Origin of the sequence: Pauljensenia sp. 20925_1_25, from assembly GCF_041433955.1 — a bacterium.
Lineage (GTDB): Bacteria > Actinomycetota > Actinomycetes > Actinomycetales > Actinomycetaceae > Pauljensenia.
The window spans coordinates 19,991-41,604 of sequence record NZ_JAPWCL010000020.1; the positions used below are offsets into that span (position 1 = coordinate 19,991).

Annotated in this window: 16 protein-coding genes; 11 read left to right on the forward strand and 5 right to left on the reverse strand. The window is 66.0% G+C overall.

What is annotated here, in order from left to right:
- Nucleotides 1–423: 423 nt before the first annotated feature.
- Nucleotides 424–1,779, reverse strand: coding sequence for a replicative DNA helicase (gene dnaB, locus O3932_RS08715; protein WP_314736581.1), 1,356 nt, complete (start codon nt 1,777–1,779; stop codon nt 424–426).
- 341 nt (nt 1,780–2,120) lie between these two features.
- Here dnaB and O3932_RS08720 point away from each other — a divergent pair, with 341 nt between their 5' ends.
- The 5 genes from O3932_RS08720 (at nt 2,121) to rplI (ending at nt 5,571) form a co-directional block, all read left to right on the forward strand.
- On the forward strand, nt 2,121–3,494 hold the full coding sequence (locus O3932_RS08720) for an MATE family efflux transporter (protein ID WP_314736580.1): 1,374 nt from the start codon (nt 2,121–2,123) through the stop codon (nt 3,492–3,494).
- Between the two features lie 328 nt (nt 3,495–3,822).
- Entirely contained in the window at nt 3,823–4,113 is a 291-nt protein-coding gene (gene rpsF / locus O3932_RS08725) for a 30S ribosomal protein S6 (protein WP_009058013.1), read from the forward strand.
- Between the two features lie 32 nt (nt 4,114–4,145).
- Nucleotides 4,146–4,754: a single-stranded DNA-binding protein gene (locus tag O3932_RS08730; RefSeq protein ID WP_009647984.1), complete on the forward strand. Its 609-nt coding sequence runs from the start codon at nt 4,146–4,148 to the stop codon at nt 4,752–4,754.
- A gap of 94 nt (nt 4,755–4,848) precedes the next feature.
- Complete coding sequence (rpsR, locus tag O3932_RS08735; RefSeq protein WP_003791435.1) at nt 4,849–5,091, forward strand: 30S ribosomal protein S18; 243 nt, start codon at nt 4,849–4,851, stop codon at nt 5,089–5,091.
- A gap of 21 nt (nt 5,092–5,112) precedes the next feature.
- Nucleotides 5,113–5,571, forward strand: a complete 459-nt coding sequence (rplI, locus tag O3932_RS08740) for a 50S ribosomal protein L9 (RefSeq protein ID WP_371537768.1) — start codon at nt 5,113–5,115, stop codon at nt 5,569–5,571.
- 426 nt (nt 5,572–5,997) lie between these two features.
- Here the strand turns inward: rplI and O3932_RS08745 are convergent, their stop codons facing one another.
- The 3 genes from O3932_RS08745 to O3932_RS08755 all read right to left on the reverse strand — a co-directional run bounded on the left by O3932_RS08745 (nt 5,998) and on the right by O3932_RS08755 (nt 11,819).
- The gene (locus O3932_RS08745; protein WP_371537771.1) at nt 5,998–8,505 is read right to left on the reverse strand and encodes a transglycosylase domain-containing protein; all 2,508 of its coding nucleotides are present in this window, start codon (nt 8,503–8,505) and stop codon (nt 5,998–6,000) included.
- 145 nt (nt 8,506–8,650) lie between these two features.
- Nucleotides 8,651–10,117 (reverse strand): NADP-dependent phosphogluconate dehydrogenase, encoded by a 1,467-nt coding sequence (gndA, locus tag O3932_RS08750; RefSeq protein WP_296502542.1) that lies wholly within the window; start codon nt 10,115–10,117, stop codon nt 8,651–8,653.
- Nucleotides 10,118–10,292: 175 nt separating this feature from the next.
- Nucleotides 10,293–11,819 carry a CCA tRNA nucleotidyltransferase gene (locus O3932_RS08755; protein ID WP_371537786.1) on the reverse strand — a complete coding sequence of 509 codons (1,527 nt, stop codon included), beginning with the start codon at nt 11,817–11,819 and terminating at the stop codon, nt 10,293–10,295.
- Nucleotides 11,820–12,029: 210 nt separating this feature from the next.
- Here O3932_RS08755 and O3932_RS08760 point away from each other — a divergent pair, with 210 nt between their 5' ends.
- The 6 genes from O3932_RS08760 to O3932_RS08785 are packed head-to-tail and all read left to right on the forward strand — an operon-like array spanning nt 12,030 to nt 20,204.
- Nucleotides 12,030–12,500: an NUDIX hydrolase gene (locus tag O3932_RS08760; protein ID WP_291449890.1), complete on the forward strand. Its 471-nt coding sequence runs from the start codon at nt 12,030–12,032 to the stop codon at nt 12,498–12,500.
- Nucleotides 12,493–14,973, forward strand: a complete 2,481-nt coding sequence (locus O3932_RS08765; protein WP_371537775.1) for a DUF6049 family protein — start codon at nt 12,493–12,495, stop codon at nt 14,971–14,973. Before O3932_RS08760 ends, O3932_RS08765 begins: the two co-directional genes overlap by 8 nt.
- On the forward strand, nt 14,970–18,065 hold the full coding sequence (locus O3932_RS08770) for a lipid II flippase MurJ (protein ID WP_315295383.1): 3,096 nt from the start codon (nt 14,970–14,972) through the stop codon (nt 18,063–18,065). The genes O3932_RS08765 and O3932_RS08770 overlap by 4 nt, the downstream gene beginning before the upstream one ends.
- 17 nt (nt 18,066–18,082) lie before the next feature.
- Entirely contained in the window at nt 18,083–19,117 is a 1,035-nt protein-coding gene (gene trxB / locus O3932_RS08775; protein WP_371537778.1) for a thioredoxin-disulfide reductase, read from the forward strand.
- Nucleotides 19,117–19,542: a YchJ family protein gene (locus O3932_RS08780; RefSeq protein WP_371537789.1), complete on the forward strand. Its 426-nt coding sequence runs from the start codon at nt 19,117–19,119 to the stop codon at nt 19,540–19,542. Before trxB ends, O3932_RS08780 begins: the two co-directional genes overlap by 1 nt.
- Before the next feature lie 20 nt (nt 19,543–19,562).
- Nucleotides 19,563–20,204 (forward strand): phosphatase PAP2 family protein, encoded by a 642-nt coding sequence (locus O3932_RS08785; protein WP_009648062.1) that lies wholly within the window; start codon nt 19,563–19,565, stop codon nt 20,202–20,204.
- 500 nt (nt 20,205–20,704) lie between these two features.
- Here O3932_RS08785 and O3932_RS08790 read toward each other — a convergent pair whose 3' ends face one another.
- Nucleotides 20,705–21,274, reverse strand: a complete 570-nt coding sequence (locus O3932_RS08790) for a hypothetical protein (RefSeq protein ID WP_371537780.1) — start codon at nt 21,272–21,274, stop codon at nt 20,705–20,707.
- Nucleotides 21,275–21,614: the final 340 nt, after the last annotated feature.

Sequence of the window (21,614 nt, forward strand, 5' to 3'; positions counted from 1 at the left end):
CTGGCCGGGCTTCGAGACGACGCGCCGAGCGAAGCTCGCGGCGCGGACGGCGAGCGGGCGGGCAGGCCCCGCGGCGGTCGGAGATCAGGCGGGCGGCCGGGCCCGAAGGCGCCCGGAACACCAGCGGAGCACACCAAGTACCGCCCGATGGGAGGCCGCCGCGAGGCCTTCAGGGCCTGGTCCCACTGGTGCGGAAGGCGCCCGGAACACCAGCGGAGCACACCAAGTACCGCCCGATGGGAGGCTGCCGCAACCCCGCCGGTGTGAAGGGCGCCGGAGGACAGGGCTGCGGTGCCCGTGGGTGGCGGCAGGGCCTGGCCGGGCTTCGAGACGACGCGCCGAGCCGAAGGCTCGCGGCGCGGACGGCGAGCGGGCGGGCCGCCGCCCACGGGCACACAAAGCAGCGCGGCGAGCGAACTGCCTCTACTCTCCGCCGACGCCGGGTTCTGGGCGTCCCGTGTAGTTGACGAAGCGCGCCATGTCGCCCTGGAAGAGGGCGGTGACGGTCGCGGTCGCGCCCGCGCGGTGCTTGGCGACGATGATGTCGGCTTCGCCGGGGCGGTCTTCCTTGTCGTAGTAGTCGGGGCGGTGCAGCAGGATAATGATGTCGGCGTCCTGCTCGAGTGAGCCGGATTCACGCAGGTCGCTCATCATGGGTTTGCGGTCGGTGCGGCCCTCGGAGTTTCGGTTCAGCTGTGAGACTGCGATGACTGGGATGTCGAGGTCCTTGGCCAGGAGCTTGAGGTTTCGGGACATCGCGGAGACTTCCTGCTGGCGCGACTCGACTTGGCGGCCGCTTGTCATGAGCTGGAGGTAGTCGATGACGACGAGGCCGAGGTTTTCTTGTTGCTTGAGGCGGCGGCACTTCGAGCGGATTTCGGAGATGGTGATGTTTGCGGAGTCGTCGACGTACAGGGGGGCTTCGCTCATGCGTGAGGTGGTTTCGGCGACCTTGCGCCAGTCGACGTCGCTCATTTTGCCGGCCTGCATCTTGGACAGGCGCACGCCGGATTCGGCGGAGAGCATGCGCATGGCGATTTCCTGCGAGCTCATTTCCAGTGAGAAGATCAGCGAGGTGATGCCGTGTTTCATGGAGGCGGAGCGGCAGAAGTCTAGGGCGAGCGTAGATTTGCCCATGGCGGGTCGGGCGGCGACGATGATCATTTGGCCGCCGTGCAGGCCCTGGGTGAGTTCGTCGAGGTCGGTGAAGCCTGTGGGCACGCCGTTGAGTTTGCCTTTGTTTTTCTCGATTTCTTCGAGTGTGTTGAGGACGTCTGAGCTCATTTGGTTCATGGACACGTAGTCGCTGGTTTCGCGTCCGTCGGAGACGGCGTAGACCTCGGCCTGCGCCTGGTCGACGATTTCGTCGACGTCGCCGCCGGCGTCCGCGTAGCCGAGCTGGACGACGCGCGTGCCCGCGGTGACGAGGCGGCGCATGATGGCGCGTTCGCGCACGATGCGCGCGTAGTAGGCGGCGTTGGCGGCGGTGGGGACGGAGGCGATGAGGGTGTGCAGGTAGGCGGCGCCGCCCACCTTTGAGAGGACGCCTGTGCGCTTGAGTTCGCCGGCGACGGTGATTGCGTCGGCGGGTTCTGCGCGGCCGTTGAGTTCGACGATGGTGTTGAAGATGGTCTCGTGGCTGGGCTGGTAGAAGTCTTGGCCGCGCAGCATTTCGGAGACGACGTTGGCGGCCTCGGTTGTCAGCATCATGGACCCGAGGACGCTCATCTCCGCGTCGATGTCCTGTGGGGGGACGCGGTCGAACTGGTCGTCGGGCATCGTGATCCTCTCGGGTCTGTGGGTGTGCGGTGACGAGGCCTGGGCCGGGTTCTCGGGGTTGCTCGCGCCCGGTGAGCCTGTGGATACAGAGCCGTCAGGCGAAGACTAACGCGTCGTCGTCAATCGCGCGACCGGCGCTGTGCACGGGCATGTGCACATATTGTGGATAACCTGTGCGCAACGCCGATTATCCCTGTGCACAGAGAGTAATGACCGCCCTGTCAGGGCAGATATGCTCATCACAGTCACATCATTGTGATTCATTGGGGCGTCTAGAATTTCCATGTGCACAGTTATCCACAGGCCTGTGCACATGTTGTGGATAAGAAGTGGAGCGTGTAATGAGCAGCAATCGTGACTGGGTGAACCAGACGTTGGGCGACCCGGATGAGGCCACCCCGGCCTCGTCGATGCCGACGATCACGACGGGCAAGATCCTCGCGCTGGCCTTGCCGTCGCTGGGCGCTCTGATCGCCGAGCCGCTGTTCACGATCATCGACTCGACGATGGTTGGCCACCTGGGCACGCCGCAGCTGGCGGGCCTGGGCGTCGCTTCCACGGTCTTGAACACGGCGGTTGGGCTTTTTATCTTCCTGGCCTATTCGACGACGTCCCTGACGGGGCGTCACCTGGGGGCGGGGCGGCGTGACCTGGCGCTGCGCTCAGGGATCGAGGCTATGTGGCTGGCGGGAGGCATCGGCGCGGTTGCCGCGATCCTCCTGGCTGCCTTCGCTTCTCCCCTGCTCACCTGGCTGGGTGCCGACGCTGCGACCTTGCCGCACGCCCTGGCCTACCTGCGCTCTTCAGCGCCGGGCTTGATCGGCATGTTCGTCGTCCTGGCGGCCACGGGTACCCTGCGCGGGCTCCAGGACACGCGCACTCCGCTGATCGCGGCCTCTGTGGGCGCGGCCTTCAATGCGGTGGCGAACTGGGTGCTTATGTACCCGCTCGGGCTGGGGGTCGCCGGATCCGGCCTGGGTACGGCGCTCACGCAGACGCTCATGGCGCTCTTTCTCGGCGGGATTATCGCGCGAGCGGCCCGCCGCGAGGGTGTGAGCCTCAAGCCCTCCATGTACGGACTTTTCGCCTCGGCCGCCGAGGGGACCCCACTCCTTATCCGAACGATCACGCTGCGCGTCGCTCTCCTCGCGACCCTGAGCGCCGTCACGTCGATCTCCACCCAGGCCCTGGCCGCCCACCAGATCGTGTGGACCCTGTGGAGCTTCGCCGCCTACGTCCTCGACGCCCTCGCGATTGCCGCTCAAGCACTGGCCGGCTTCGCGTCGGGCACGGGCCAGCGCGGTGCCATGCAGCCACTCCTGCGCACCCTGAGCCGCTGGGGGCTCGGCTTCGGCGCGGTCGTCGGCGTGGTGCTCGCCCTCACCGCACCGTGGATGAGCCGCATCTTCACAACCGACTTGACAGTCATCGACTACGCGACCACCGCGATCATCGTCAGCGCATTCTTCCAGCCCGTCGCCGGCTACGTATTCCTCCTTGACGGCATCCTCATCGGGGCGGGCCACGGGCGTTACTTGGCCGCAGCCTCCCTCCTCAACCTTGCCGTGTACGCGCCCGTCCTGTGGCTTATCGCCCACTCCTCCGTGCTCGCCAGCTCCCCCGCGCTCGCCCTTGCGCTCGTCTGGCTCGCCTACTCCGCGGTGTACACGGGTATGCGGGCCTTCACCAACGGGTACGCGGCGCGCACACTCTGAGCTCTGATCTTCGACGAGGCCTGGGCGGGCTTCGCCCCTCACGCCCGGTTCGCGCTACTGCGGGTGTCCAGCGGAGGCGGCCGGGGCCTCGTCCCCCGATCGAGGCATCGGCGCGCTCAGCGGCCCCTCTTGAGCGGCCACGGCCTCGTCCCAAGAACCCAGTCGTGACCGGAAACGCCCTGGCGAACAGGCCTCCGCCCGTGTAGAATGAGCAGCTGGACTGTCCGCACCCGTGGACGGCCCAGCAGGCCCCTCCAGGGGCCATACGCAACGCCCTCCTGTCACGGACCGTCCGTGACCGCAGAGACCATAGGAGGTGGGAACCAACGTGCGTAACTACGAACTGATGGTGATCCTCGATCCTTCGATCGACGAGCGCACCGTCGCCCCCACGATGGAGAAGTACCTGGCACCCGTGGCTGCCAATGGCGGCTCCGTCGAGAACGTTGACATCTGGGGCAAGCGTCGCCTTGCTTACGACATCCTCAAGCGTTCTGAGGGCATCTACGTCGTCATCGACATGACCACGACCCCCGAGGTCGCTCTCGAGATCAACCGCCGCATGGGCATCGACGAGACCATTCTCCGTACGAAGCTCCTGCGCCCCGACGCTCACTGAGCCGACACCACCCCTAAGCCCGAGGAGCCGACATGGCCGGAGATACCGTCATCACAGTCATCGGTAACCTGACCGCCGACCCAGAACTGCGGTGGACGCAGTCCGGTGCCGCGGTCGCCGATTTCACGGTGGCCTCCACCCCCCGAACCTACGACCGTAACGCCGGTGAGTGGCGCGACGGCGACACCCTCTTCATGCGCTGCTCCGTGTGGCGCGAGACCGCAGAGAACGTCGCCGAGTCGCTGCGCAAGGGCATGCGCGTTATCGTTCAGGGTCGCCTCACCCAGCGCTCGTACGACACCCAGCAGGGTGAACGTCGCACGGTCGTTGAGCTGCAGGTCGACGAGGTCGGCCCCTCCCTGCGCCGCGCACGCGCGCAGGTCACCCGCACTGCCCCCTCCGGTGGCGGAGGCTACCAGTCCGACAACCGCGGCCAGCAGCAGGGCGGCTACCAGCAGGCAGCCTCCCAGGGCGGCGGTTACGGCGGCGGCCAGCAGGGTGGATACGGCCAGGGCGGCACCAACTACGGTGCCCAGGGTGGTGCCAACTACGGCGCCCCGACCGGCGGCTCCCCCGAGGACCCGTGGCGCACCGCCCCTTCCGGCGGCTCCACGTCCTTCGGTGACGAGCCCCCGTTCTAAAGTCGCGCGCCCCGGCCCCATTGCCGGATAGCGCCACGTCGAAGACACAACGCTTGGGGCGGGATTGCCCGCCCGGATTCACTAGGAGACCATCATGGCGAAGCCCCAACTTCGCAACAAGCCCATCAAGAAGAAGGCCAACCCGCTGAAGTCGGCCAAGATCGAGAAGATCGACTACAAGGACACCGCTCTGCTGCGCAAGTTCATCTCGGACCGCGGCAAGATCCGCGCCCGCCGCGTGACCGGTGTCTCCACGCAGGAGCAGCGCAAGATCGCTCGCGCCGTGAAGAACGCGCGCGAGATGGCTCTGCTGCCCTACTCCACGACCGGCCGCTGATAAGGGAAGGACACAGCTGATATGGCTACCACGAAACTGATCCTCACCCACGACGTTCCGAAGCTCGGCCACGCCGGCGAGGTCGTCGAGGTCAAGGCTGGCTACGCCCGCAACTACCTGGTCCCCCGTGGCTTCGCCACCAAGTGGACCGCTGGCGCCCAGAAGCAGATCGACCAGATCGCCGCTGCCCGCCGCCGTCACGAGATCGCCACGATCGACGACGCCCGCGCCGTGCGCGACACGCTGCAGGCCGGTGTCGTTGAGATCACCGCGAAGGTCGGCAACTCCGGCCGCCTCTTCGGCGCTATCTCCGCTGCTGCGATCGCTGACGCGGTCAAGGAGCAGCTGGGCCAGACCATTGACCGTCGTCGCGTCATCATCGCCTCGCCCATCAAGGCTGCCGGCGACTACACGGTGACCGTCGGCCTGCACGCCGAGGTGTCCGCGAACCTGCGCGTCCGCGTCATCGCCAAGAAGTGAAGGCTTCACGCATCGGTTGATTGACTGAAGGGTTGGCCCCCGCTCGAACGAGTGGGGGCCAACTTTTTGTTTGTCGCGTTGTTTGTCGCGCGCGGGGCGGGTGGCATTGCCGTGCACTCGCATGCTGGGCCCCGTTGAACGCTCATGCGGATACGTTGTGCACTCACGGATAGGTCCTGGCTTCGCGGATAGGTTATTGGCCTATCCGCATGCTCGTAACCTATCCGCACCGTCATTTCCTATCCGGCAATGAAGCCACAGAACACACGCTGAGCGCCTGACACGCATGCGGATACCCGTAGAGGTATCGGCGGGCCGCGAGGGGCGCTCAGGCGCCTCCCACAGGCCTCCGACAGGTACGAGTGCGGGTCCCGAGGAGCTCCTCGGGACCCGCACTATGTGACTACCTACGCGGCAGTAGCAGTCTCATCGAATGTTGCCGCCGCCGTTGTTTCCACCGTTAGCGCCGCCGTTGTTATTGCCGTTGCCGCCACCGTGGTTTCCACCGTTGCCGCCACCGTTGTTGCCGCCGCCGTTGTTTCCACCGTTGCCGCCACCATTGTTGCCGCCGCCGTTGTTTCCACCGTTGCCGCCACCATTGTTGCCGCCGCCGTTGTTTCCACCGTTGCCGCCACCATTGTTGCCGCCGCCGTTGTTGCCGCCGTTCCCGTTTCCGTTCCCGTTGCCGTTTCCGTTCCCGTTGCCGTTTCCGTTCCCGTTGCCGTTTCCGTTGCCGTTCCCGTTGTTGGAATCCCTGGTCGGCTCATCGGAGGGAACTCCCGACTGAATCGGATTGTTCTCAGGCTCGTTCGAAGACTGCGGGGTGTCGATCGTGCTGGTGGGGAGCGGGATGGGCGAGTAGTTCTGACCCGGACGGTTCGAATCGACCTTCCAGGTGAAGTCGCTGCCCGGCAGATTCTTCGTCACAGGCTTCATGTACTTGATCCACACGTCCACCGGCCAGTCGCCGCCATGGAACTGGTCGAGACCACCAACGTCGTCCAGGGGCACCGAGTTACCGAGTTCATCCGACTGGTACATGGACACGGCCGTGACCATGCCGGGCACGAAACCAATGAACTGCGCCGACAACTGGTCGGAAGACGTACCGGTCTTGCCCGCCGTCACCAGGCGATCAATCGCCTGGTCGACATTGTTCGCGGTACCGTCGCCCTTCGTGACGGCCTCGAGGGCCGGCATGATGGACGACACCTCTTCGACATCGAACACGCGGACTGGATCCACGTCGCCGCTGAAGAGCAGCTTGTTGCGGGAATCCTCGACCTTCTTGACGATGTGTGCGCTGACGCGCTCGCCACCGTTCGCGATCGTCGAGTAAGCGGTCGCCAAGTCGATGTTGTGCGGGGACGCCGAACCCAGGACGTTCAGAAGTTCATCGGTCAGGCCAAACGTATCCTCGGGAATACCCGCGTCGACCGCGGCCTGGAGGGTGTTCTTAGGCCCCACGTCGTCGTTAAGGGCCACGTAGGCCGTATTCATCGAATACTCGGTTGCACGCACCAGCGTCACGTTGTCGAAGGAATAGCCACCATCGTTCGCGACGGCCGTATCCAGGCCTTCGAAGTACTGCGGCGACTTACCCGAATAGATGTCATACACCGAGCCTCCCAGGCGCGCATTGGCCAGCAGGGCGAAGGGCTTGAAAGACGAGCCCGCCATCGCGATGTCCTGCGTGACCGCATTCTGCTGACGCTCGTCGAAATCCGGACCCGCGTACTCAGCGAAGATCTCACCAGTGGCCGGGTCCATGGAGGACAGTGCGACGTGCTGATACTTGGGATCCCAGCCACGGATCTTGTTCATGGACTCGGCGGCCTCGACGGCCTCATCCTGGTAGTCCTTGACGATCGTAGAGGTGATGCGCAGGCCGCCCTGGCTGATCTTGTCCTCATCGAACTGGCCGGAGGCCAGCAGCTCGGACTTAACCTGTGCCATCAGGTAGCCATTGGTGCCGGACATGGACTCGCTGTTGAGCGTGTCGGGGTCAATCGTCTCGGGGAACACCGCCGCATCCCTCTGGGCCTGCGTGATCCAGCCGTCCTCCACCATGAGATTCAGGTCGCGCTCCCAGCGCTCCTTCGCCTTCCCGGGGCTGATGGCGGGGTCCCACGCGGAGGGTGCGGGAATAACCGCAGCGATCAGCGCGGCCTCGGACAGGGTCAGGTCGGTTGCACCATGGCCGAAGTAGGCCTGCGCAGCAGCGTCGATGCCGTAGGCACCACGACCGAAGTAGATCGTGTTCATGTAGGCACCGATGACCTCGTCCTTGGACTTTTCACGGTTGATCTTGAGCGCGAGCACGGATTCCTTGAGCTTGCCACCGTAGGTATCCGTGGTCTTACCGACGAAGTATCGCTCAACGTACTGCTGAGTGAGGGTCGATGCACCCTGCCGTGCTCCGCCGCGCAGATTGTTGACGAGCGCGCGGAGGATACCCTTGACGTCAACGCCGGAGTTCGTGTAGAACGTGCGGTCCTCGGAGGCGACGATCGCCTTGGACACGTAGTCGGGAAGCTTGGTCGTGTCGATGATCTGCCTATTGATCTCGCCGAGGCTACCCATCTCGGTCGTGCCGTCCGCGTAGTAGACGGTCGTCTTCTGCGCGAGCGCCAGGTCAGCCGGCGCGGGCACGCTGAGCGTGTTGTACAGGTACAGAAACACGGCCATGCCGATGATAAAAAATCCCAGGAAGACGGTCAGGATTCCAAAGCCGATGCGCTTGGCCCAGCGGAAACGCTTCTTCTTGGGACCCTTCTTGTCACTCGACGAGGCCGTGGCGGCCTTCGTCGATGAGCCGGAGGCATGCGCAGAGTGCGACGGGCGACGCGGGGGCAGGTGTTCCTGCCCGGACGCGCTCTGGCTGCCCGGTTCGACGTTGCCGTTCCCGTTGTTCTTTCCGTTGCTAGTCGCCACGTGTTCGCCCTTTCAGCGGATTGTTGTACCTCTAGGTTAACCGTGTTTCCTGAAAGTTCACCACGGAATGGGCACAAACACGTTGGGGGTGGGTGCGCGTGATAGCGTACCCACCCCCGGATGTTTTTCCGTCAGTGCCCCCTGATCAGGACCACTGTTCCTCGGGACGACCATCGAGCGCCCACAGGGTGTGGAACACACCCTCCTTGTCTACCCGGCGGTAGGTATGGGAGCCGAAGAAGTCGCGCTGGCCCTGGATGAGGGCGGCAGGCAGGCGCGTCGCGCGGATCTGGTCGAAGTAGGCCAGGGACGAGGCGAACACGGGGATCGGAACGCCGGCGAGGGCCGCCTGGGACACGACGCGGCGCAGCGCGGGCGTGCACTCCTGGAAGCGGGTCGCAAACGGCTCTGCGGCCAGCAGCAGCGGCAGATCCGGGTCGGCCTCGTAGGCGCGGGTGATGTCGTCGAGGAAGGCGGCGCGGATGATGCAGCCCGCGCGCCAGATGCGAGCCAGGGCACCCTTGTCGATGCCCCACTCGTACTCGGAAGCCCCGGCCTCGATCTCGTCGAAGCCCTGCGAGTAGGCGACGATCTTGGAGGCGAAGAGCGCCTGGCGCACGTCCTCGATGAACGCAGCCCGGGCCTCGTCCGATTCGATGACGAGCGCGGAGGCGTTGCCCGCGAGCGTCTGCCCGGCTGCGCGCTGGGCCGGCTCGGAGGATGCGCCGCGCGCGAAGGTCGCCTCGCCGATAGCGGTGACGGGCACGGCCAGGTCGAGGGCGGTCTGCACCGTCCACTTACCGGTGCCCTTCTGGGAGGCGGCGTCCACGATGAGATCGACGAGCGGACGACCGGTTTCGGCGTCCACCTGGCGCAGGACCTCGACGGTGATCTCCATGAGGTAGGAGTTGAGCTCGCCCTCGTTCCAGGCGGCGAAAATGTCGGCAATCTCGGCCGGCGTCGCGCCCAGGCCCTCGCGCAGGAGGGTGTAGGCCTCGGCGATGACCTGCATGTCCGCGTACTCGATGCCGTTGTGCACCATCTTCACGAAGTGGCCGGCGCCGTTCGCGCCGATGTACGTGCAGCAGGGCACGCCGTCGTAGGTGCCGGCGATGGCCTCGAACATGGGGCCGAGGCGGTCGTACGAGGCCGGGGTGCCGCCGGGCATGATGGAGGGACCCCACAGGGCACCCTCCTCGCCGCCTGAGACGCCTGCGCCCACGAAGTGCAGGCCGCGCTCGGCGGCCCATTTCTCGCGGCGGATCGTGTCGGTGAACAGGGAGTTACCGCAGTCGACGATGATGTCGCCCTCGTCCATGAGGTCGGCGAGCTGGCCCATGACGGCGTCGGTCGAGGGGCCGGCCTGGACCATCATGATGGCGACGCGCGGGGTGCGAAGCGATGCGACGAAGTCCTCGAGCGTGGAGGCGGGCACGAAGGTGGCCTCGTCCCCGTGCTCGGCCATGAGCTTGTCGGTGCGCGCGGGCGTGCGGTTAAAGACGGCGGTCGCGTAGCCGTTGCGAGCCAGGTTGCGGGCGAGGTTCGCGCCCATGACTCCCAGGCCGTACACGCCGATGTCAGCGGAGGCCTTCTCGGGGGTAAACGTGCTCATGCGGTGACTCTCCTAACGTATAGGTCAGTTGTCACCAGAGTACGTCCGTGGCAGGTGGGGGTGCACCGCGCGCGGGCGTGAGGATGGTCGCGCCCGCTCCACTGACGAGGCCGCTCACCGCCGCGCCACCGGCGCACTTACGTCTCGGCGGGGCTGTGCGCGGGGTCTGCGGGGTCTAGTCCTGGGCCTGTCGGGCGGCCTTCGCGGCGGCCTTACGGGCCTTCTTTTCGGCGACCTTTGCTTCCCAGCGGGCTTGCTGCGCCTGGTATTCCTCGGCCAGGGCGCGCACGTCGTCCGAGGCCCACCACGCTAGGAGCGCCTCGCGGGCTGCCTCCTCGCCCAGCGGTCCGCGCTCCATGCGCAGCTCCAGCAGGTAGTCGCGGGCGATCTTGACGGCGCGCGAGGGGCGAAGCCCCAGGATGTCCATGATCTGGTCACCGTCGAGGTCGGGGCGGATCGCGTCGAGTTCCTCCTGTTCGCGCAGGGCGGCGATACGGGCCTCGAGGTCGTCGTAGGCCGCCGACAGGAAGTTGGCCTTGCGACGGTTGCGGGTCGTGCAGTCGGCGCGCGTGAGGCGGTGGAGGCGTTCGAGGAGGTCGCCCGCGTCGGCCACGTAGCGGCGCACTGCGGAGTCGGACCATGCGGCCTCGCCGTAGCCGTGGAAACGCAGGTGCAGCGCGACCAGCGTGGACACGGCCTCGATTGTCGCCTTGTCGAAGTGCAGGGCCTTCATGCGCTTGCGCGTCATCTTCGCGCCCACGATCTCGTGGTGGTGGAAGGACACGGTGCCGTTCTTCTCGAAGCGGCGGGTCGCCGGCTTGCCGACGTCGTGCATGAGTGCCGCGAAGCGCAGGACGAAATCGGGGGCGGGCACGGGGCCGTCCGGGCCGGTCTCCAGGTCCATGGCCTGCTCGACGACGGTGAGGGTGTGCTCGTAGACGTCCTTGTGGCGCTTGTGCTCGTCAACCGTGGAGACCAGTGCGGCGACCTCGGGCAGGACGATATCGGCGACGCCCGTGTGCACCATCAGCTCGATGCCGCGGCGCGGGTAGGGCGAGATGATGAGGCGCTCGAGTTCGGCGCGGATGCGCTCAGCGGACACGATCTCCAGGCGCGAGGCCATGGTTTCCATGGCGTTCATGACGTCCAGGTCCACGTCGAGGCCCAGCTGGGCGCTAAAGCGCGCGGCGCGCATGATGCGCAGCGGGTCGTCGTCGAAGGACTGCTCGGCGGACACGGGGGTGCGCAGGTTGCCGTCCGCGAGGTCCGCCAGGCCGCCGCAGGGGTCGACCAGGGCCATCTGCGGCAGGCGCATCGCCATCGCGTTGACCGTAAAGTCGCGGCGCGTCAGATCGCCTTCGAGCGTGTCGCCGAAGGTCACCTCAGGCTTGCGCGACCCGATCTCGTACTCGTCGGTGCGATACGTCGTCACTTCAACGACCACGTCGCCGCGGCGCCCGCCGATCGTGCCGAACTCCTTGCCGATGTCCCATGTCGCGTTGCCCCACTGGGCCAGCAGTTCCTCGGTGCGCTCGGGACGCGCGGAGGTCGTCATGTCAAAGTCGTGCGGAGTCACACCCAGGAAAGCATCGCGCACCGGTCCACCAACGAGCGCGAGTTCCTCCCCGGCCTCGTCAAAAATCGTGCCGAGTTCCATAATTGCGGGCGGGAGTGCCGCGAATGTCTTCGTGGCGTTGGCCATGAGGGTAGGAATGTCCGTCGTTCCGGCGTTTTGCGGGGTCACGGGGCCGTTGATCGGGGAAGCTGACTGGGTACTCATCGCCTCTAAGCATGCCAGGAAAGCGCCCTAGCCGACTACCGGGGGCCGCCCACCGGCTAAAGTGGAGTCATGCCTGCACGTTCAGTTGACCGCCGATCCGGGGTTCCGAGACCCCCGCGTCGGTCTGCTTCCATGCGCGCGGGCCGCTCTCACCTGCCGATTTCCGCAGAAACCAGCGCGGGCGGTATTGTCGTGGACGTGCGTGACGGAATTCCCTATGCAGCGCTTATCGCGCGACGCAATCGAGCGGGGCGTATCGAGTGGTGCCTGCCCAAGGGTCACCTGGAGGGTTCCGAGACCCCGCAGCAGGCGGCGCTGCGCGAGGTCGCCGAGGAAACCGGCATCCACGGGCGCATCATTCGCCACCTGGCGTCGATCGACTACTGGTTTTCCGGCAACGACCGCCGCGTCCACAAGGTCGTTCACCACTACCTAATGGACTACGAGTCCGGTACGATCACCGTCGATGGAGATCCTGATCATGAGGCCGAGGCCGCCGCATGGGTTCCCCTGCGCGACGTGTCGCGTCAGCTGGCCTACCCCAACGAACGCCGCATCGTGCGCATCGCCCTCGACCTGCTGTATCGGGATAGCCGTGGCTAGGCGCGGCAGGTGGGTCGCCGCCCTGTGCGCGGCGCTGATGATTCCGCTCGGTCTCTCCGTTCACGAGGCCGGGGCAATTCCCGTACATTCGGCGACGTCCGCGCAGGATCAGTCGCGCCCCTCCGTGATGGGTACTGTGTCCGCAGATTCGGGACTCTCGGTATCGATTGACTCTCTGTCGCCTCGGATCATTACGAACGAGGAAGAAGTGGTTATTTCTGGCACGATCCGCAACGATTCGCCGACGACGCTGGCCTCTGTCTCCGTCGATGTGTTCGTTGCTAACGAGACACCCATCTCTGTTTCGTCGATGACGACACAGCTCAGCGAGGACGAACCCGACGCCACGCACGTCGCTTCCTCGACGCTGACCGACGTACGCCGCAGCGTGACCACACCTTTTGAGATTCGTATCCCCACCTCCTCCCTGCCGCTGACCGACACCGAGGAGTGGGGGCCTCGCATCACGACCGTCACTGCGACCTCCGGCGACTTCTCCGGCAAGGACCGCACAATCCTCGTGTGGGACTCCGGCGCACAGGTCGCCCCCTCCCGTGTGTCCGCGGTGGTTCCCTGGACCTCAGGAAACGCCGCATCAACTCAGGCCGAGCGTTCCGCGGTCCTGACCCTGGCCGGAACCTCGGGCGTCACCCTCGCCGTCGATCCTCTCCTGATCCCTCGCGGCCCCCAGCCCACGACCAAGCACAGCCCCACCCCATCCGCGTCCGCAACCGAGGATGAGGCGCAGTCGGAGGGACAGTCGGAGCAGTCGGGGCAGTCCGACGCCCCCACGGCCTCGCCGAGTCCGTCCGCCTCCGCCGCACCGACGCCCGCGCCCACCGCGACCGACCCGGCGCAGCGCTCGCGCGACCTCCAGGCCGAGGCCTTCGTGTCCTCGTTCATGTCGACCGCCTCCGAAATCATCGCGCTGCCCGACGCCGATGCGGATCTCGGGGCCCTCGCACTGTCCGGCAACACCGGCTTCTGGGGCCTGGCCTCCGAATCCATCAACGCTTTCCCGGGCACGCCGCGCGCGGCCGGCTGGGTCGCGCCGAGTCACGCCCACAATCCCGGCGCTCCGAGTCCCTCCGCGACCCCGTCGACATCCCCCACGGCCTCGCCGTCGGCATCCGCGACGCCCAACCCGACCCCCTCCGCGACCGGTCCGAGCGGAACCATGACTTCCAAGCCCGACTCGGGTCCTACGATCCTGCGCAACGTCGGCTGGCCCGATGACGCAACCTTCGGCACAACCTTCCTGTCCAACTTCGCCGCGGCCGACCAGATCGCCATCGCCCCGACCTCGGCACTGACCCCCACTGACGAGGTCCCCTTCACCTCCATGGCGCGCGTCAACGTCAACCCGACGACCGGTGAGACCTCGACAAACGGGACGGGCGCGCACGTCCTCGCCCAGCAGGCAGACATCTCCTCGATCCTGTCGTGGAATGCTTCCGGCGGCGACGCGCTCGACGCAGAGCAGGCCCTCACCGCCATCACGGCGATCATCGCGCGCGAACGCCCCTCTTCCTCGCGCACCCTGTTCGCGACGGCAGCGCGCGGAACCACCATCAACGACCGCCTCTCCAGCCGCGCCAGCGCGCTCTTCTCGCCGCGCTGGGTCACCGCCACGAGCTTCACGGACATGGCCACCAGCGAACCCACGGACGTCGAGCGCGCCACCGTCGGCACGGGCACCCTCGCTGACGACACGGCGAGCGCCATCACCGAGATGTCGACCTCGCTGACGCTCCTCATTCCGCTGGCGAACGCAACGGACGACCCCGACGCGGTCTTCGACTCGGTCACGCCCCAGGTCCTTCCGGCATTAACTGCCGGGCGCACCCCCTCCGAGCAGCTGGACTCCGCGACCGCCATGACCAGCCAAGTGACGACCATGCTATCCTCGGTGACCGTTGAACCTTCCTCGGCGGTCAACCTGATCAACAAGTCCGCGAACTTCCCCGTCCTGATCCGTAACAACCTGGACTGGCCGGTACGCGTCGACGTCACCCTCATCCCCGACGACCCGCGACTGCGTGCCACCCCCGCGCAATCCCAGCTGCTGGCCGCGCGTGGTGCCACCACGGTCGAAGTGCCCGTCGGCGCGATCGGCAGTGGCGACATCGAAGTCACTTACAAGGTCACAACCCCCGACGGCCACATCCTGGACGACTCACAAACCGTTTTCGTGCGCATGCGCGCCGGCTGGGAAGATGCAATCACCGCGGTTATCGCCGCGCTCTTCGGCCTCCTGTTCCTCGTCGGCATCACGCGTTCGATCCGTGGGCGATCCAGGCGCAAGGCCGAGGCCTCCACCGCTTCCGGGAGTACCGACGAACCCGTCGGCTCAACCGAGGCACCCCAGGGGGCATCCGCCCCCGAGACACACCCCGAGGACCCAGAGAAGGCCTCGGACACCGCAGACGAGAACACCGACTCGAAGACCGCCACGACGAAGGAGACCCCATGAGCTCGAAAACGCCAGGCCGATCGATCCTGAGGGCATCGGCGCTGATGGCGTCGGGAACCATGGTGTCGCGCATCCTCGGCTTTATCCGAAACGCGATGCTGATCGCCGCAGTCGGCGCCACCGCAGGTGGCGTGGGTGCGGCCTTCCAGACCGCCAACACGCTGCCCAACACCGTGTTCAACCTGCTTGCCTCCGGCATCTTCGACGCGGTGCTAGTTCCCCAGATCGTCGGCGCGATCAAGCGACGTAACGACGGTGACACCTACGTTAACCGCCTGCTGACGCTCGCTGGCACGGTCCTGTTCGTCGTCACCTTCATCACGATGGTGCTCGCGCCCCTGCTCGTCATCATCACGGCCGCCGGCTACACCGAGGACATCCGTAACCTCGCGATCCTCTTCGCGCTTCTGTGTCTGCCGCAGCTCTTCTTCTACGGCCTGTATAACCTGCTCGGTGAGCTCCTCAACGCCCGCGAAATCTTCGGCCCCTACATGTGGGCACCCGTCGTCAACAACGTCGTGGGCATCGCCGGCCTCGCCCTGTTCCTGGGCATCTGGGGCGGTGCCCCCAACGGCGGTATCCCCGCAGGCGACATCACCTCAGCCCAGTTCTGGGTTTTGGCTGGCTCGGCGACCCTTGGCGTCATCTGCCAGGCCCTGTGTCTGCTGTGGCCGATGCGTCGCGCGGGCATCTCTTTCAAGCTGGACTTCCACTTCCGCGGCACTTCCTTCGGCTCGATGCCGCGCGTGGCCGGCTGGACGTTCGCGACCCTCGGCGTCTCGCAGGTCGGCGTCCTGTCGACTAACAACCTGGCCGCGATGGCCGACGGCTTCATCGGCCGCAACGGTACCCAGGGCGGCGTCGTCGGCATCCTTGCCTATTCGACGGCGTTCATGATCTTCATGGTCCCCCAGTCGCTCATCACCGTGTCCCTGACGACCGCAATCTTCACGCGCATGGCCGGTGCCGTCGCCGACGGCGACGACCGTGCGGTGGCCGACAGCTACCATCTGGGCGTCCGCACAATCACGTCGCTGACCCTCGTGGCCGCGGCCATGCTCATGGCCGGCTCGGTGCCCATGATGGAGATCGCGATGGCCGCCAAGGGCGGGGATCCCGAGGCTGTGACAGCCTACGCCCTCGTCCTGACTTCGCTGATGCCCGGCGTCGCCTCCACGGGCATGGTCCTCATGAGCCAGCGCGTCTTCTTCGCCTACGAGGACGTCAAGCCCGTGTTCCTCATGGGTATTGGCCCGACGATCATCCAGGTGATCGTGGGCTGGTCCCTGTACGCGATGACCGGCGCGCGCTGGTGGGTTATTGCCGCGTCCCTGGGCGAGACGGTCTGCCGTCTCACGCAGGGCATCATCGCTGTCGTGTGGGTTTCCCGCCAGAACCGTTACGTGGATCGAGTGGGCCTGCTGCGCTCCTACGTGTCCTTCCTGGTGGCCGCCATCGTGGCAGGTATCGTCGGATTCGGTGTCCTGTCCCTGATGGGCATCCACACGGATACTTCCTCGACCCTGGCACGCATGGGTATCGCCGCTGTCAAGCTGACCATCGTCTCGGCAATCACCGGCTTCGTGTACCTGCTGTTCCTGCGCTTCGTTTCTCCGCGCGAATCCGCGACGATGATGCGCCCCCTCCTGACCCGCCTGCGCGTCCCCGCCTCTGTGGTGAACATCCTGGCAGCGTCTTCCACGCCGACCGCTGACGGAGCTGCGATAATGGTGTCAAACACACCCGACCAGACGGAGGAAGCGATGGCCCCCACGCCTGAACCGACCGGCGACGAGAAGAAGATGCCGTCGTTCGACGAGGTCGTTGACCCCTCGCCGATCCCTGTGCCTCCGGCGAGTCCCTCCCCCGCCTCGGAAGACGCCTCCGTTCCGCCAATTCCAGATGCTCTGCCGACCCCCGCGCCCGTCGTAGCTCCGGCCATCGCACCCGCGACGCAGGCTCCTGCCGTGAACCCGGGTTTCATCGAGGCAGTGGTCGCGCCCGCTGTCGATGCCGTCGCTGAAGCGACGGATGCCGCCAGCGCGCAGCCGATCCCCGAGACCTCGGCTGAGGTCGGCGTCAAGCCGGTGAGTGACAAGGCCGCGGACGCGGCCGAGGTTCCCGCCACCGCCTTCCCGGTCGCTCCCACGCCACCCAAGTCCACCGCCAGCGGCTACGAACGCGAGGGGGCCGCCTTCCAGACGGACTTCCCACACCCGGAGCCGCTTACCGACGCACCCTCAACCCACCAGATCCCGCGCATCCAGCCGCTCGCACCCGAGCCACCCGCCTCTGCGAAGATCCCTGACGGCACTCACGCCCCCGCTGACGCCACGGCAGTGATCCCCCCGATCACCGCCGCTGTGGCCGCCCAGGCAGCCGCCCAAGCCGAGCAGCAGGCCGCTGAGGCTGCCCCGACCTCGTCAGACGAGAAGAAGACAGCCGAGAGTTCCGATCACCTCATCGACCCGACGAGGCCCGCGCTGATCTTCGGTGCCATCGTGTTCCTCTTCGGCGCGATCTGGGGTCCGTGGATGGCGACCCGCCCGGTCACCGACCTCAATCTGGCACAGTCGCTGCGCGAGGCTACCACGCAGGTGCAGTCTGACAACACGCCCGCGCCGAACCTGACGACCACTCCCCCGCCCGCGCCCTCCGTGACGCCCGTGATCTCCTCCGTGCAGGTCCTGTCGTGGAACAACGACGACGGCGACCACCCGGACCGCGCGATCAACATGATCGACTCGAACCCGTCGACGTCGTGGAGTTCGCGCTGGTTTGATAACAATCAGTTCCGCGACGACACCTCCGTGACTATCGTCGTCAAGCTGCAGCAGAAGGCCACCGTGTCCTCGGTGACCCTGCACATGGATTCAGCCACCTCCGGCGGCGAGCTCGTCGTGCGTAACGTCACCGATCCGACGAAGCCGCGCGAGGGAACAGAACTGGCCACCTCGTCGTTGTCCCCGACGACGACGATTACACTGCCCCAGCCTGTCGAGACCGACTCGATTGCGCTGCAGTTCCGCTCGATGCCCAAGGGTCAGGACGGACGCAACTGGGCGTGGATCTCCGAGCTCACCGTCCAGTAAACCCTGAAGGAGGGTACATGTCTTTCGTGACGATTCCGGGCCTCGTGACGGCCGAACCTACCGAGGCCGCCGCTCCCGTCGACGCCTCGATCCCCTCGGTCGAGGTCCCCGAGGACGCCACCGTCCACGACGTCGTCATCATCGGCTCGGGTCCGGCCGGTTACACGGCTGCGGTCTACACGGCGCGCGCCGGCCTCGCCCCCATCGTGCTGGCCGGTCAGCTGGCCGCGGGTGGCGCGCTCATGACCACGACCGAGGTCGAGAATTTTCCCGGTTTCCCGGAGGGCATTCAGGGTCCCGAGCTCATGGACAACATGCGCGAGCAGGCCGAGAAGTTCGGCGCGGACGTGCGCTACGAGGATGTCGTCGCCGTCAACTTCGAGGGCGACGTGAAGGCCGTGGCGACCGAGGACGAGGTCTTCTACGCGCGCGCCGTCATCCTGGCCACCGGCTCGGAGTACCGTCACATGAACGTGCCTGGCGAGGAGGAGTTCTCCGGCCGCGGCGTCTCCTACTGCGCGACTTGCGACGGCTTCTTCTTCAAGGATCGTCGCCTGGCCGTCATCGGCGGCGGCGACTCCGCGATGGAGGAGGCGACGTTCCTGACGAACTTTGCCTCTGAGGTCGTCGTCGTGCACCGCCGCGACGCCCTGCGTGCCTCGCGAGTCATGGCTGAGCGCGCCCTGAATAACCCGAAGATCTCCTTCGAGTGGAACGCGACCGTCGCCGAGGTCCTCGGTGACGAGGCCGTGACCGGCCTGCGCCTGGCGTCCACAGTGGACGAATCCACCCGTGAAATCGCCGTGGACGGCGTCTTCGTTGCGATCGGCCACCTGCCCCGCACGGGCTTCCTGCGCGGCCAGGTCGCCCTCGACGAGGCCGGCTACATTACGGTCGACGAGCCATCGACGCGCACGTCCGTGGCGGGCGTGTTCGCGTGCGGCGATGCCGTGGACCACACGTACCGTCAGGCCATCACGGCGGCTGGCTCCGGCTGCCGCGCCGCCCTGGACGCGGAGCGCTGGCTGGCGTCCCTGGGCGACCAGGCGTGATCTTCCCCACTCCCACCGGCGCGTCCGGCACTGACTCTCCCCGTCCTCGTATCTGCCCATGCGGGTCGGGGGCGCTGCTCGCGCAATGCTGCGGGCGCTATCTGGACGGCGAGGCGGTGCCGACCGCCGAGGCACTCATGCGCTCGCGCTACACGGCGTTCGCGCTGCGCGACGAAAACTACCTGTTCCGCACCTGGCACCCGCGCACGCGTCCCGCTCCCCCGTACTGGGTCGAGGGAACGCAGTGGATCGGCCTGCAGATTCTTGGGGCCGAGGCCGGGGGTCCTTCCGACGAGGAGGGGACCGTCACGTTCGTGGCCTCGTGGCGGGACGCGCTAACGGGAGAAACCGGGCAGATGCGTGAGCGTTCGCGTTTCTCGCGCCGGGCTGGGCGCTGGGTGTATGACTACGGTGCGAATGACTGACACTACGGTAGGATTTTCATATGCTTGTTCGTCGACTTCTGTCACCCCCCGTTATCGTCGGGGCTCTTCTCGTCGTAGCGGTTGCTATCGCCGGTGATTTCATTACAAATCCCCTGCCGATCGACACCGCCGTGTGGTCCAACTTCATCGAGTCACGCTCTCCCGCGATGAATACGTTCATGACGGGCGCGTCCTGGCTGTTTGATCCAAAGCGCGCCATCGTCTTGGCGCTGGTGGTCGCGGCCGCCGTCTGGTGGTTCGCCAAGAAGGTCGTGCACGCGCTCTACGTCCTGTCGTCAGTTGTGCTCTCGGCTGCGAATAGCTTCGTGATTAAGCACCTGTACGAGCGTCCCCGCCCCGAAGAGGCGTACCGCTTGATCACTGAGGACGGCTACTCCTTCCCGTCGGGTCACGCGACGGTCGTCACGGCGCTGGTGGTCTCCCTCGTGATGGTGATGACGATGACGCGCGTCGGGCGCGAGATTCGTCACCTGCTGTGGGTCGCCGCGGTCGTCTTCATCGCGTTTATCTGCGTGACGCGTCTGTACCTGGGTGTCCACTGGGTGACGGACGTGCTGGGCGGTTGCAGTGTCGGCCTGGGTTCCACGCTGATCCTGTCGCCGTTCATGCTGCGACCGAACGCGTTGCGTTGGGTTCGCTAAGCTCACATCTTATTGCTGCTAGTGCGCCCGGGGCTACGGCCCCGGGCGCTTCTGTATGCGCCTGTGAGGCCCGATCACACCCCGACATGGACTCGTACCCGCCTCGGCTCCAAAAGGCCTGCAGAGGCCCCGGAGAGGCCTTACCGGACACCTCGCGTAGAACAATCCCCACTGTCCTGATCAGTATCCTCCCGCCTGGGTCCGCCACACACGAAACCACGTGAGCCCGCAGTGCAGAGGGTGCCGCAGGACCCGGAGGGATGACCGCGGTGTCCGTGGGCGGCGGCAGGGCCTAGCCGGACAACGAGCCGACGCGCCGAGCGAAGCTCGCGGCGCGGACGGCGAGCGGGCGGGCCGCCGCCCACGGACACATACAGCGACCCGGCCCGAAGGCGCCCGGGAGCACCGGCAGCGCCACCCGGGCACGCCAAAGGGGCGGGTACCGAAGTACCCGCCCCTCACTCAGCCACGACCTCGTCGAGGCTCAGGCTGAATCAGGCTCAACCCTGGCGGCGGCGCATGTCGTAGACCGCGAAGCTGTCGTCGGTGGAGCCGTAGAAGCAGATGGTCGTCGACTTGAAGGTCAGCGCGTACTCGGGTTCGGTCGCGGAGATGTCGGCCTCGTTTTTGTGGGTGCCGACGCTCGTGGAGGTGCCGACCTTGTCGCGCATCTGGATAGTGGTACCACCCTTGGTCTGATAGTCGGGCCACGTCCGCTTGATCTCGGGAGTAACGACCTTGTTGCCGACGGTGGCCGTGGGGTTGATGCCGTCGGGAGCCGAGTCGGGGTTGGAGTCACCTGCGGGAGTGATCGTGTGCGGCAGCGTGATGGTCACGACCGAGTTCAGGCAGTCCTCTGTGGTGGAGGCGCAGGAAAACTCGACGACGTAGCGTTGTTCGACGCCTGACAGGTAGGAGTCCTCGTCGGCGTTGATTGCAAGTTTGAGGGTGGGGGCGGCCGCATATGTGGGCAGCGACGTCACGCCAAGGATGACGAGAGCGGTCGTCACCAACATGGCAAGCAGCTGGGCTGGCCTCGAAGCCTTTGACCATGTGTCGTTGATATGCACAGCGTTCTCCTGTTGTGCGTATAAGGGATGAATCAGGCCAATTTTAGCGGTTTCAAAGCAAGTGTGAAATAGTGGCAACTATTGCAAAACTGCTCGTAACTAAAGGTTTATTAGGTCAGATTTCAAACTTCTGACCGATTGTGTGAAAGACTTATTCACACAGTTTATTCACAAGTGTGCACAGGCCTGTGGATAAACATTGGCGGAATACCAGCTCAGGGTCGTTAGTCCCAGAAGCGACCGCCGATGATCAGCATCATCTACAGACATGACCAGCTGGTCGGATAAATAAGGGCACACAGCCTCCGATACGCTGACATGTGAGGCCATCGCCAACAAA